Source organism: Sorangium sp. So ce176, assembly GCF_051519835.1.
In the GTDB taxonomy this organism is placed as follows: domain Bacteria; phylum Myxococcota_A; class Polyangia; order Polyangiales; family Polyangiaceae; genus Sorangium; species Sorangium cellulosum_G.
In genome coordinates this window covers 9802430-9816416 of the sequence record NZ_CP150371.1, presented here as the reverse complement: position 1 = coordinate 9816416, position 13987 = coordinate 9802430, and the positions used below count along the sequence as shown (strand labels likewise).

The window sequence follows — 13987 nt, the reverse complement described above, 5'->3', positions numbered from 1 at the left end:
GCGACGTCAGCGCGCGGTGACGATTGGGCTGGATCGGCCTGTCGGAAGGGGTTTGAATCGCCCTTGCGTATGCGTCGTACTTCATCAGTTCTTCGGGTCGCGCCGGTCCTCGGGTTGTTCGTTCTGGCGAACAGCGTCGCCTTCTCTGCCGCGAGCTGTGGCTGCGAGTCGGATGTGCAGCTCGCAAATCCGTCGGGCAGCGGCGGCGCGGGCGGCGCCGGCGGCGCCGGCGGCGGTGGGGGCAGGGCCGCGAGCGGCGGCGCCGGGGGCGCGGCGGAGGGCGGCGGCGGCGCCGGGGGCGCGGCAGAGGGCGGCGGCGGGGCCGGCGGGGAGGTGCCGCCGGAGGTGCTGCCGGACGAGCTGCCCGACTTCACCGAGCAGGAGCTCGAGCCCACCGAGGCGACCGACGGCATCCCGAGCCCGCTGCCGGGCGTGTACGACGACAAGGGCACCGCGGAGGACGACGCGGTGGTCCGCGCGCTGATGGGCTTCCCCATCCGCAACTCGGGGCGCCTCGCGCCGGTGATCGAGGAGATGTACGACCCGGCGAGCCCGCGGTTCCGCCAGTACCTCACCTCGGAGCAGTGGATCGCGCAGTTCGCGCCGCGGGAGCTCGACGTGCACCTCGTGAAGCTCTGGCTCGAGGAGCAGGGGTTCCAGGTGAACTTCACGGCCACGAACCGGCTGCTCCTCCAGTTCACCGGCACGGTCGCCCAGTTCAACGCGGCCTTCCAGACGGAGCTCAGGGTCTTCGAGCGGGAGAACCCGCAGGCGGGGAACCCGCCGTTCGACGTCTACGGCTCGCTCGAGCAGCTCACCGTGCCGACGTGGGTGGCCGATCGGACGACCGGCATCATCACGGCGGATCTCGCGGCGAGCACCAAGCCGCTGCCCGCCGAGGGCGGGGCGATCGACGAGGAGGGGCCGGCCGACGTCACCGACGGGGTCACCCTCGCGCAGATCGCGGGCGCGTACGACCTCGACGAGCTCTACGAGCTCGGGTTCACGGGCCAGGGCGTGAAGCTCGGCGTCACCGTCGGCGCGGCCTTCAAGTTCAAGGACCTCCAGTCGTTCTGGCGGTCGCTCGGCGTGCAGCGGTCGAACCCGCGGGTCATCCAGACCATGGAGCCGCCCGCCACGCGCTACGTGGAGTCGACGCTCGACGTCCAGTGGTCCGGGGGCCTCGCCCCGGGCGCGGAGCTCGTCGTGTACCAGGGGCCCGACGCGCGGAACACGTCGATGGTCTACACCTTCAACGAGGCGATCGGCCGCGGCGAGGTGTCGATCATCACGGACTCGTTCGCGCACCGCGAGGACTCCGAGCCGCCGGCCGTGCGGCTCCAGTACCACTATGCGGCGCAGATGGCCGCGGCGCTCGGGATCACGGTCGTCGCGGCGACCGGCGACTCCGCGCAGACCGACACGCCCTCGGCGAGCCCGTACGTCACCGGGGTCGGCGGGACGTCGCTCTGGGTCACCGAGGACGGCGAGGTCGAGAGCGAGATCGCCTGGTCGCGCTCCGGCTCCGGTCCGACGCTCTCGTTCGACATCCCCTCGTGGCAGGTCGGGATCGTGGAGGGATCGGGCGGCAAGCGCGCGGTCGCGGACGTCGCGATGCACGCCTCGACCTCGCCGCTCCCTTACTGGGTCTACTACCTCGGCGAGTGGCAGCGCTACGGCGGGACGTCGTTCTCCGCGCCCGCGTTCGCGGGGATCGTCGCCGCGGTGAACAGCTACCGCGCCGCGCAGGGGCTGCCGCGCGTCGGCTTCCTCAACTCGATCCTCTACACGACCCCGGCCGTGCAGGCGACGTTCCGCGACGTCGTGAGCGGCTCGACGGAGTTCTTTGCCGCGGGGCCGGGCTGGGACTACCCGACGGGCTGGGGCGCGCCGAGCGCTATCGGCCTGGCCACCACGCTGCCGTAGCGGCGCGGCACGCCGGGTCGGGCGTCGGCGGCGCGCGCCGACCCGATCCCGGCGGACCGACGCCGATCACCGCCGCCTCGCCGCCTCGCCGCCTCGCCGCACCGTCGCATGCTCGAGAACCTGCCGCTCTTCCCACCGAACGGGCTGGATCGCAGCCTCCACGCCGCGGTCCTGATCGGGCTCGTCTTCGGCACGCTGTTCACGGAGACGCTCGGCTGGACGTACGCGGGGCTCGTCGTGCCCGGCTACCTCGCGACGGTGTTCTTCGCGGCCCCGGTCACCGCGGTGTTCATCATCGCGGAGTCGGTGGTGACGTACCTGTTCGTCGCGCTGATCGGCCGCTGGATCACCCGGACGGGCGCGTGGTCGACGGCGTTCGGGCGCGAGCGGTTCTACCTGTTCATCGTCGGCGCGGTGATCGTGCGGCTGTTCGTCGAGGGCTTCGTCGTCCCCGAGGTCTCGGCGCGCTACGAGTTCGTGCACTCGCGGGAGCTCTACAGCATCGGGCTCGTGCTCGTGCCGCTCATCGCGAACGCGTTCTGGAACAGCGGCCTCGTGCGGGCGGCGCCGCGGCTCGCCGTCGTCACGGCGCTGACGGCGCTCGTGCTCGGCGTGCTGCTCCGCACGACGAACCTGTCGGTCTCGCGCTTCCAGGTCCTCAACGAGAGCCTGTCGCTCGAGTTCCTCGAGCTGCCGAAGGCCCACATCATCCTCGTCATCGGCGCGCTGCTCGGCGCCCGCAACAACGTCCGCTACGGGTGGGACTACAACGGCATCCTCGTGCCCGGCCTGCTCGCGGTGGCCTGGTACGAGCCGACGAAGCTGCTCACGACGACGGTCGAGGCGCTGGTCGTCTTCTACCTGTCGCGCTGGATCACCTCGGTCCGCCCGTTCTCGCGGATGCTGCTCGTCGGGCCGCGGCGCATGATCTTCGTGTACGTGCTCGGCTTCGTCGTGAAGATGGCGATCGGCTTCGCCATGGTGCGGTTCGCGCCGGGGCTGCAGATGATCGACTACTTCGGCTTCGGGTACCTCTTGCCGAGCCTCCTCGCCGTGAAGATGTGGAACAAGGAGCACGTCGGCATCGTGATCATGCCGACGCTCCAGGTGTCGCTCACGGCGTTCCTCGCGGGCAACGCGGTCGGCTACGCGCTCGTCGCGCTCGGGTGGGGGAGCGCGCCGCCGCCGCCGGCGGCCGAGGCGAGGCCGCCGCCGCGCGTCGACAGCGCGGCGCTGTCGCTCGTGCTCGCGGACACGGTGCCGCGGCCGGGCCCGCGCCCGAGGGCGGCCGCGATCGCCGCCGACATCGAGGCGCGGCGGGTCGCCTATCGGCTCGCGCGGAGCGTGCTGCGCGACGGCCGGCCGGCGGGCGAGCTGCTCGGCGTGGCGGAGCGCGCGCGGCTCTCGGTCGTGCAGGAGGGCGACGGCGACAGGCCGTGGTACGTGATGACCGCGCGGTTCGAGGACCCGGAGGACGCGCCGAGCGCGCCGCGGGCGGCGTTCCGCAAGCGCCTCGGCCGGAGCCCGACGTCCGCGCCCGAGTGGCTGGTGCTGGCGGCGCCCGCGCAGATCGGCTCGGCGCTGCCCGCGGTGGCGCTCCGGGCGGCGGAGATCCTCGACGCGGCGGGGGTCGTGCTGCTGTCGCGCCACGGCGCGATCCGGCGCCACGACGAGGCGTTCGCGGCCGCGATGATCGAGGCGATGGAGGACCCGCACGTGCTGATCGTCGAGGCGGGCGGCGGCGACGGGCCGGAGCTCAGCGTGGTGGGCTCGCCGGCGGGGCTGCCTGTCGTGTCGATCGGCGCGGGGCTCGGCGCCGAGGCGACGATGACGTTCCGCCCGGCGGCCGAGCCGTCGACGCTCCTCGGCGACGCGCCGCGCCTCCGGGTGCCGCTCCACGTCGCGGAGGCGGTGGGCGCGCGCGTGCTCGGGGTGCCCGGGATCGTGCGCTGGAGCGGGACGCTGGAGGAGGAGCTCTCGAAGCGGATGGTGTCGCTGACCGAGGTCCAGCCGGGCCGGTTCCGGCCGCCGTCGATCGAGGAGCTGCGGCTGTTCGACAGCGTCGTGGCGCCGCGGCTGATCGCGGCGGCGACGCGGCCCGGCGGCGCGGCCGGCGCGCCGCCGCCGACCGCGTGGGAGCGGGCGATCCTCGGGCGGCTCGGCTTCCGCGAGGTGCGCATCGGCGGCACCGACGCGGCGCCGGCGGCGTGGGGCATCGCGGAGCCGGGGCCGTCCGAGGGCGGCCCGGAGCGCCGCGGCAACCCGGCGTGGCTCGTGCTGTCGCACCCGCCCGCGCCGCCGCCGCCGCCGGCCGCGCCGGCCGGGCGCCGCGCGGGGCCCGCGGCGTCGATCGGCGGGATCTTGCCGTCGCCGTCGCCCGAGTCGATGCGGTCGGCGCTCACGGGGGCGATGCTCGTCGAGGTGCCGGCGCCGCGGTGGCAGATCGGGGTGTTCGGCGCGGGGCTCGCGCTCGCCGACGCGCTCTCGGCGCAGTCGCTGCTGCTCGCGGGGGCGGTGCCCACGGCGGAGCCGAGCGGCGCGGCCGACGTGCGGCGCGCCGAGGGGCTGCGCAGCTTCTTCCAGCGGGCGCACGAGGTCTGGGTCGGCGACGGCGGGAGCGCGCTGTCGGTCCAGGCGATTGAGGCGGAGCGGAGCCACGAGCGCGACGCGGTGATCTCGTTCGGCTACGAGGTCGTGCGGCCGGAGCACGTGCCCGCCCTGGCGGGGCCGCTGCTGGAGACGCTGCGCGATCTCGAGCTGCGCGTCGGGCTCTTCGACGGCACGCGGGAGCACGTGTCGTTCAGCGGCGCGACGGACATGGCCATGGCCTACGCGAAGCGGTTCGCCGAGGGGCGGTTCGCGATCGTCTACCTGGGCAGCGCGATCCGGCGCTTCTTCGAGCTGCGGCGCTTCGCGGCGCCGGGGCAGGGGGAGACGCGCCTGGAGGCGCGGCTCACGCGGCTCGGCGTGGCGCCCGAGCCGCTCGACGTGGCCGAGCGCGCGCGGACGCTCGCGTCGTGCGCGACGGCGGGCGCGGGCGCGAGCGGGGACGTCGCGTGCCCGACCCGGGGCGTGCCGGCGGAGTGCGACCTCACCGCGGCGATGGAGGTGTTCCGGCGCTACACGACGGAGCGGAACCCGTACTACCTGAAGGCGCATTTCGCCGCGCAGGCGGCGGCGGCGGCGGGCGCGCAGGCGGCAGCGGCGGCGCAGGCGGGCGCGCCGCGGGCCGGGGCGGCGGCGGCGCCGCGGGCCGAGGCGGCGGCGGCGCCGCGGGCCGAGGCGCGGTGCCACGTGGAGCTCAGGCGCGACGTGATCACGGGGCGCCCGTGGGTCATCGCGGCCCGGCCGGGCGAGGCGCAGATCCTGCCGATCGACGGCGCGCTCGTCGCGATCCCGGGCGCGGCCGTGCCCGGCGAGCTGCGGCTGCGGCGCGCGGTCACCGTCGGCACGAGCGCGCTCAGGTTCCAGGCGGCCGGCGCGGGCGCGCCCGGGTCCGCGCCGCCCGGCGCGGCGCCCGCGCCCGGGTCCACGTCGCCCGGCGCGGCCCCGCAGGAGGCGGCCCCGTGAGCGCCCCGGCGAAGCGCCGCGAGCCGTCGATCCACGAGGCGCCCGCGCCGCCGCGCCCCGCGCGGCCGCCGCTGCGGGCGCGCCAGGCGACGGGGGGCTTCGTCGCGCGGCCGAGCGCGCCGCGCAAGGGGCTGAACCCGCGCTGGCTGATCGCGATGTCGCTGCTCGGGGTGACGGCGTTCGCGCTCTCGCTCCTGCCGAGCGCGCCGCCGCTCCGCAGCTCGCTGCCCGCCGAGGACGAGATCCTCGCCTACCACATCGAGCCGCAGCGGGACCTCGTGATCAAGATCCCGGCCGAGATCGACGCCGTCGAGGTGACGACCTGGGGCGGCGTGAAGGCCGAGATCTGCGACTCGGCGCGGCGCTATCCGTACGGGTTCGTCGCGACGTTCGTGAACGAGCGGGGCGCGGAGGTCGCGCGGCACGTGTACGACCTGGAGAGCCGCGTGAGCTGCGATCCGGATCGCCCGCTCGGCGAGGGCGAGTACGCGGCGCGGCTGGCCGGCGGCGAGGGCGCTGTGACGGATCCGCGCTCGACGCTGCTCATCACGCACGACGTGCTCCCGCAGGGCGGGCAGGTGCGGCTCCGCGCGAAGCCCGCGGTGGGGAGCGACGGCGCGCCGATCGACCTGACGATCCTGTCGCGCCTGGAGGGGCGCTACGAGCGCAGCGAGACGTCGCGCGCGGTGTTCGAGCAGAGCCTCGACGCGGAGGAGCGGCGGCAGATGGGGCGCCGGGTGTCGGCGCTCGGGTTCGCCGACCTGCCGGAGCCGGCGCGACGGGAGCTGCTCCAGGGCTGGGCGCGGCGGCTCGAGGCCGGGGGCCGCGAGGGGCTCGACTACGAGATGTCGCGGCTGCTGCTGCGCCGCTTCCGGATGCCGTACCCGCGCGCCGACGGCCGCGGCGCGTCCGAGTTCGTCGTCGGCGAGCGCCACGCGGCCGCGCTGAATTTCCGCGGCCCGCTGTCGCTCGACATCGAGGGCCCGCCGGGCCGCACGGTGCGCGTCGCGGATGGCGCGGGCGCGGCCGCGAGCGTGGCGCTCGGCCCGCTCGGGCGGGCGACGGTGAAGCTGTCGCGCGAGGGCATCCGGACGGTGGTGATCGACGGCGTCGGCCCGGATTTCGGCGTGCGCTTCGGCGCGCCGGAGGCGCAGGCGATGCAGCAGGTCGGCGAGATCGTCCACCCGGCGATGCCGCCGCCCGCCGCCGCAGGCGACCCCGGCGCGGCGCCGGCCGTCGAGGCCCCCGGCGCCGCCGAGGCGCCGGCCGCCGAGGCGCCGGCCGCCGCCGCGGCGCCGGCCGCGCCGGCGCGGCTCCAGACGCCGCCGGACGTGCGCATCGTGCGCTACCTCGCGCTGGATCCGGGCGACCCGGTGATCGCGCGGATGGCGCCCGGGCAGGAGCTCCTCGGGCTGCTGATCCGCGCCGAGATCGAGGCGACAGGCGGCGCGAACCAGGGCGACGCGACGGTGGTGGCGCGGTGGGGCCCGGGGCCGTCCGAGCGGGCCGAGCTCAAGGTGACGCTCCCGCGATCGCGCTTCGAGTGGTGGAACGACGGGTTCGACGCGTCCGAGCCGCGGCTCGCGATCCTCCGGCCGCCGCCGGGGGTGGAGCGGATCGAGATCACGGGCGACGCGAGGACGCGCGTGCGGCTGCGCACGATCGAGCCGGGCGTGAACGAGACGCTCTACCGGCTGCCGTACCGGGTCGAGCTGGCCGAGGACGAGACGTGGCGGTACGCGCCGTTCGACGTGAGCACGTGGACCGACGTGCGCCCGGTCAACCTCGACGATCTCGAGCGGAAGGAGCGCTTCTCGGATCTGCGCGAGCAGGTGCGGATCGAGCGCTCGGGCGAGGGCGCGAGGTCGGACGCGGATCGGCCGGAGCGCATCCTCGTGCCCGAGCACGCGCCGGTGCGCCGGCGGCTCCTGATGCCGGCGTGGCAGTCGGCGGGGGAGCCGTCGCCGGGCGACGCGTGGACGCCGCTGCTCGTGGCGAAGGACGTGCGCGTGGACGCCGAGGGGGCCGGCGCGGGCCGGCTGTCGATCGTCTACAGGGCCGCGCGCGCGTCGCTGGGCAAGGAGGTCGCTGTGCGCGTGGACGGCGAGGTGGCGCTGCGCGAGCCGATCGTGGCGCTGTCGGGCGCGCTGCGCGTGACGGCGGCGCCGGGGACGCGCCGGATCGAGGTCGAGGGGCTCGGCGAGGCGGGGGTCGCGTACACGGAGGCGCCGCCGGCGAACGGCGGGGCGATCGTGCGCCGGCGCGACGTGTTCGAGCTGACGCGCGGCCGGCCGATGGCGTACCGGTTCCGGCAGGAGCCGGGCGAGACGCTGCACCTCGTGCTGTTCGTGGTGACGCCCGGGCAGAACGAGGACTACCGCGTCCGCTACCGGATCGAGGGGGCGAAGCCCGCGTCGCGCGAGGCGGCGTTCTTCCGGCGGGTGACGATCCCGGACGGCGTGCTGGCGGGCCGGGGCGGCGATCTCACGCGCGCGACGCTGTGGGAGGCGGCGACCGACAGGCGCGGCGCGGACGGGGTGGGGCGCTCGGTGATCCGGCTGGGCGACGACCTCGCGCCGGGCGAGCGCGTGGTGCGGCTGTCGCTGCTCGGGCCGCAGGCGGGCGACGCGGGGGAGACGGCGAAGGAGGTCTGGGTGGGCGCGGTGCTCGTCGGGCAGAAGGCGCCGGGGCGCGACAACGGGCCGAGGCTGTGGGTGGAGGACGATCCGTGAGGGGGGCCGAGCGCATCGAGGCTCGGGATCCCGGCCCCCGCGTCACGGCGCCAGCTCGCTCGTGCGGCTCCTGGCCTCCGCTCCCCGGGTCGGCTCGACCGCCGGTCCCGCGATCGGGATCTCCAGCGTGGCCGTCGCTCCCTTGCCGGGTCCCTCGCTCTTCAGCGTGAGCGAGCCCCCGAGGACCCTGGCGGCCAGCGCGCTCGAGTGCAGTCCGAAGCCGTTGCCGTCCTTGCGCGTCGTGTAGCCGTGCGAGAAGAGCCGGGGCAGCACCTCCTGCGCGATCCCCACGCCGCTGTCGACCACCTGGATGCGCGCCGCCTGCCCCTCGCGCCGGAGCCGCACGACGAGGCGCCGATCGCCCTCGGGCATTTCGGCCACGGCCTCCGCCGCGTTCGCCAGCAGGTTCACCACGATCTGCAGCACCTTGTGCCTGTCCACCGGCAGCGCCGGCAGCGCGTCGAGCTCACGCGTCACGGCGACGCTGTGGCGGCGGAGCGCTGTCTCCTGGATGCGCAGCGCGTTCTCGACCACCTCGCCGAGGGAGCACTCCTCCACGTAGAGCGCGCTCTTCGCGTGGAGCTGCTGCACCTGGATGATCGTGCGGATGTGCTCGATGTGCTGCTGCATGTAGCTCAGGCTGCCGAGCAGCGCCTCCTGCTGCCCGGCGAGCTCGCCCGCGACGGCGTGCAGGTACTCGGCCAGCCGGCTCCCCCGCGGGTCGCTGGTGAGGAAGCCGGCGAGATCCCCGCGGTTCTCCTGGAGCATCGCCGCGATCTGCTTCAGCCGGCCGACGCGCGAGCCGGCCAGCGACTCCTGCATCATCTGCGCGTCCGCGGTGACGCTCGTCAGGACGTTGCCCACGTTGTGCAGCACGTTCGCCGCGACCTCGGCCATGCCCGCCGCGCGCGCCGACTCCGCGATCTGGGACTGCGCCTGCTTGAGCTCCCGCGTCCGCTCCTCCACGCGCTTCTCGAGCTCGTCGTTGGCGTGGCGCAAGGCGACCTCGGCCCGCTGGACCTCCGCGTAGAGCCGCGCGTTCTCGATCGAGATGGCCGCCTGAGAGGCGATGTGCTCGAGCAGCGCGATGCGGTCCGGCGTGAACGCCTGGGAGGCGAGCCCGTTCTCCAGGTAGAGCACCCCGTGGAACTCCCCCTTGCGGAGGAGCGGCAAGCACAGCACCGATTTCGCGCGGCCGCTCGCGAGGTAGGCGTCCGACGAGAACGGGTGGGGCTCGAGCGCATCGCCGATGAGCACGTGCTCGTGCGTGCGCCTGACATAAGCGACGATGCTCCACGGCAGCTCCTGGCCGGCGTCGCCCGGGGCGACGACGACGCCCCCTCGCCCTCGATGGGCGTCGGCCACGGCCTCGACGACGAGCTTGTCGCCCTTCGGGAGCAGCAGGGCGCCGCGCTGCGCCCCCGCGTTCTCGATGGCGACCTTCATCAGCGTGCTCACCAGCCGCTCGATCACGATCTCGCCGGAGACGGCCTGCTGTGCCTTCACCACGGCGAGCGCGTCGATGTGCGTCACGCTCGTGTCGCACGTGGCGTCCGCGGCCAGGGGGACGGCGGGCGAGGCGAGCTGAGGCCACAGGGCCGCGAGGTGCCTCACCTTGCCGTCGGCCCCCCACTGCCTGTACGCGTCCTGCGCCGCGCGCGCATACGCGGCGGCGATGAACGGGAGCTTCCGCTCGCGCCAGAAGCGCGCCGCGAGCTCGTTCGCCAGGCCGACGTACTGGATGTAGCCGTCCTCGCGGGCCGCCTGGATCGCCTCGTCGTACAGGTGCATCGCCTCGTCCGGCCTGCCGCTGACGCGCGCGATCTCCGCGCCCACCATCCGCGCGGCAGCGCGGAAGTTCTCCGGACAGTGGCTCGCCCACGCCTCGAGCTGCCGCTGGCTCTGCCGCATCGCCTCGAGGTGCTCCCGCTGCTCCTCGGGCGCCCTGTCGTGGAAGCACGCCGCGAGGGTCAGGGGGCGATAGAGGTGGTAATCCAGGAGCTGGATGTGGCTGAGAGAAGCCCAGATGAGCTCCGTCGCCCTCGCCTCCGCGCGCAGCGCCTCCTCGTGAGCGCCGGCCATGTACCTCGATTGCATCTTGAGGATCCAGTACCAGCACCGCATGGTGCTCATCCGGTCCGGCGTCAGCGCGGCCTCGAACTCCGCCTCATCGAAGCCGTCGCCGTCCAGCGTGTCGCCGTCCAGCGTGTCAAACGCCCGCGTGAGCCCGCGCATCTGCTGCACGAACCGCTGCGCCGGGAGCGTGATGTCCTGCACGTCCCGGAACCCGGCCTTGCGCTGGAAATCGAGGCGCGCCACCGACTCGCGGTACACGTCGGCCAGGTCGTGCCCGAGGCTGATGCGGTCCGTGACGATGTGATTGCAGCAGTAACAGGCGACCTGGAAATCGCCGGACAGGACCGCGTGGTGGAAGGCGCTCCGGGCCAGGTCGAGCGAGATGGAGATGGGTCGAGTCCAGTAATTGATGATCTCCATGCTGTAGAGGACCTTGCCTCGGCACGCGGAGAAGTTGTATCGCTCGACGAGATCGCAGGCGAGCTTGCCGAAGGCATAGCCCTGCTGGCAGTTCTGGAAGACGGCGCCGGCCATGACGCCGTACCAGACGTATCCCTGCGCGGCCGCGTCGGTGTTCCCGTGGCGGAGGGCGAGAGAGACCATCCGGCAGAGGTGGAGCACGAGCAGGTTGCCGTCCGTGAAGAACGCCGGCGCGAAGAGCGCCGCGAGGAGGTCCATCGCCGCCTTCTTGTCTGTGTCGGCCATGAGCGGCAGATCGACGAGGCTCTCGACGGGGCGGTCGCCGAGGAGCGCCATCACCTCCTCGTTGGCCGCCGCGACGTCGTCCCACGAGGGGCGGGGCGGCATGTGCATGCCAAAGAGGTCGAGGCCTGCCAGGATGCTCGCGACGGCCGCCTCGTTCTCGCTGGAGGCCACGTGGATGTCGCTCTTGAGGCGGTACACAGCGGCCTTGTCCACGCGCGTGCGCGCCCGCTCGAGGAGCTCGTCGGCGAGCCGGCGCGCCTCGGCGGCGCGGCCGAGCATGAACTCGCTGCTCGCGCGATCGAGGCGCAGCTTGAAGGCGAGCTCGTGGTCGGTCTCCCACGGGTCGCCGGGGATGAGCGAGAAGGCCGCCGTGAGGTAGGAGATGGCCGAGCGGTGCGCCGCCGACGCCTTGGCCTTCCAGCCCGCCTCGGCGTTCAGGCGCGCCGCGCGGTGGCGCTCGGCGCCTTCGTCCATCAGCTCGGCCGCGGCGTTGAGCTGATTCACCACGTCGAACAGCCGCTCCCGGACCTCCTCCGGCGTCAGGCTCCCGAGCAGCAGGCGGCCGATGCGCAGGTGCGCGGCCTTGCGCTCGTCCTCCGGGGTGAGGGCGTAAGCCGCCTGGTGGATGCGGTCGTGGAGGAACCGGTACTGGTCCGCCGCGCTGCGCACGAGCATCCCTTCCTGGAGCGCGGGATCGAGGTGCCGCTCCACCTCGCCCAGGTCCTGGCCAGAGATGATGGCCAGCGTCTGCAGCGAGAACGTGTTGGCCACGCACGCCGCGAGCCGCAGGAGGTGCAGCGTCTCGACAGGCAGCAGGCGCAGCCTCCCCGCCATGAAGTCGACGACGTTGTCGGAGTAGTCCTTTGCCTTCACCCCCTCTGCGTCCCACTGCCAACCCCCGTCGGGCGCGCGGCGGAGGAGCCCATCCCGGTGGAGCGTGGGCAGCATCTGGACGAGGAAGAACGGGTTACCGCCGGTCTTCTCGTGCACGAGCGCCGAGAGCGGGGCGACCACGTCCGGGCCCGCGCCCGGGAGCGCGTCGGCGACGAGCTCCCGGGTCTGCGCGGGGCTCAGCGGGCCGAGCTGCACCTCGCTCACCCGCGCGCCCGCCTTGCGTATCTCGTCGAGCGCCAGCATGAGCGGGTGTGACGGCCCGACCTCGTTGTCGCGGTAGGCGCCGATCAGCAGCACCGGCGGCATGTCCGGGTGGGCGGTGAGGTGCTGGACGAGCTTGAGGGTGGCCAGGTCGCTCCACTGGAGGTCGTCGAGGAAGATGACGAGCGGATGCTCGGTGGTGGCGAAGACGCCGAGGAACCGCTGGAACACCAGGTTGAAGCGGTTCTGGGCCTCGGCGGCCGGCAGCTCCTGGACCTTCGGCTGCTCGCCCACGACGAGCGCGAGCTGCGGCACGAGGTCCACCATGACCTGCCCGTTGTCTCCCCACGCCTCGCGCAGGCGCTGGCGAAAGCTGCCGAGCTTCTCGTCGGTCTCCGCCAGGAGGTGCTGCACGAGCTCGCGGATGGCCTGCGCCATCGTGGCGTACGGGACATCACGCTGGAACTGGTCGAACTTGCCGCTCAGGAAGAACCCGCGCCGCTCCAGGACCGGCCGGTGCAGCTCGTGGACGACCGAGGACTTCCCGATGCCCGAATAGCCGCTGACAAGGAGGAGCTCCGGCCGCCCGCCGCGCGCCGTGCGGCCCCACGCCTCCAGCAGGGTGGCGACCGTGGGCTCGCGCCCGTAGAGCCGCTGCGGCATCTGCAGGCAGGTGGAGACGTCGCGCGTGCCGGGCTGAAAATCCTCGATGGCGCCGCGGCGCAGGCCTTCGCGGCACCGCTCCAGGTCCGCCTTCAGGCCCTCGGCGCTCTGGTAGCGCTCGTCGGCGGTCTTGGAGAGGAGCTTCATCACGATGGCGGAGAGCGCGGGCGCGAGGCCGGGCACGAGCTCGTGCGGGAGCCTCGGGACCTGCGCCATGTGGGCGTGGAACCACTCCAGGGCGTCGCGCCCCTGGTAGGGCAAGGTGCCAGTCAGGAGCTCATAGAAGGTGACGCCCAGCGAGTAGAGGTCGGTGCGGTAGTCGATGACGCGGTTCATGCGCCCGGTCTGCTCGGGGGACATGTAGGCCGGCGTGCCCTCGATGAGGTGGGTCGGCATCGCGTCCACGTGCTCCACCTTCTGGGAGGCAGCGATGCGGAAATCGATGAGCCAGGGCTCGCCCGACGGCGAGACAACGATGTTGCCCGGCTTGATGTCCTTGTGGATCACGCCATGGCAATGAATCTCCGCCACTGTCGCAGTCAGAGAGATGGCCAGATCGAGGAAGCGACCGACGTCGAGGGGCGCGCCCGCGCGCTCTTGCAGGGGCCGCCCCTCGACGCGCTCCAGGACGAGCGCCGGGCGCTCCTGCGCGATCTCGCACGCGAGCACGCCGATCACCCCGCGCGCGCCGCGGAGCCGCTGCAACGTGCCGTGCTCCCGGCGGTAGCGCTCGCGCTCGCGCGGCCCGGGGTGCAGCGCCGCCGGCGTCTTGACGAGGACGGGCAGCCCGTCCGCGCGGCGCACTGCCCTGTACACAACGTCGGCGTCGGTCGCCTTGATGGCGTCGAGAAGCGTGTATCCATGAATCTCGAGCATGGCGCTTGTCTCGTTCTCTGTTGGCTGGAACACGTGCTGTGGATTGGCGCACCGCCATCCCATCGGGCGGCCGCGTCAGGGCGAGCGGACGACGCGCGCACCGGCACGCTCGGCGCTCTGCCGCGGCGTGCCGCATCGAGCTCATTGGAGCCAGTTCGTGGGTGCCTTGCAACAGCAAACCGAGTTGTCATGGTGCGAGCACGGCGGGCCCGAGGCGCCGCGTCGCTCGTTCATCGTCGCCTGCCTGGCGGCGCGCGGAGCCATCGAGGAGGGGGCGCAGGTCGCGCGCGCGCAGGTTCCCCGCTGCGCGCGCGGCATGTTGTAGGGTAGGCTCCCTTCGGAGC

5 protein-coding genes are annotated in these 13987 nt (G+C 73.8%); 4 read left to right on the top strand and 1 reads right to left on the bottom strand.

Annotated features, from left to right (window positions below; translation table 11 throughout):
• Positions 1 to 174 precede the first annotated feature (174 nt).
• From WMF42_RS37075 to WMF42_RS37065, 3 genes are all read left to right on the top strand, one after another.
• Positions 175 to 1926, top strand: coding sequence for a S53 family peptidase (locus WMF42_RS37075; protein WP_437687851.1), 1752 nt, complete (start codon positions 175 to 177; stop codon positions 1924 to 1926).
• Between the two features lie 108 nt (positions 1927 to 2034).
• Entirely contained in the window at positions 2035 to 5496 is a 3462-nt protein-coding gene (locus tag WMF42_RS37070; protein WP_437687849.1) for a poly-gamma-glutamate biosynthesis protein PgsC/CapC, read from the top strand.
• Complete coding sequence (locus WMF42_RS37065) at positions 5493 to 8228, top strand: hypothetical protein (protein ID WP_437687847.1); 2736 nt, start codon at positions 5493 to 5495, stop codon at positions 8226 to 8228. The genes WMF42_RS37070 and WMF42_RS37065 overlap by 4 nt, the downstream gene beginning before the upstream one ends.
• Positions 8229 to 8270: 42 nt before the next feature.
• Here the strand turns inward: WMF42_RS37065 and WMF42_RS37060 are convergent, their stop codons facing one another.
• A complete protein-coding gene (locus WMF42_RS37060) occupies positions 8271 to 13643 on the bottom strand; it encodes a trifunctional serine/threonine-protein kinase/ATP-binding protein/sensor histidine kinase (RefSeq protein WP_437687845.1) in 5373 nt (1790 codons plus the stop codon).
• On the opposite strand from WMF42_RS37060, the gene WMF42_RS37055 reads away from it, so the two are divergent.
• Positions 13642 to 13968, top strand: coding sequence for a hypothetical protein (locus tag WMF42_RS37055; protein ID WP_437687843.1), 327 nt, complete (start codon positions 13642 to 13644; stop codon positions 13966 to 13968). The two genes, WMF42_RS37060 and WMF42_RS37055, sit on opposite strands and share 2 nt — an antisense overlap.
• Positions 13969 to 13987 lie beyond the last annotated feature (19 nt).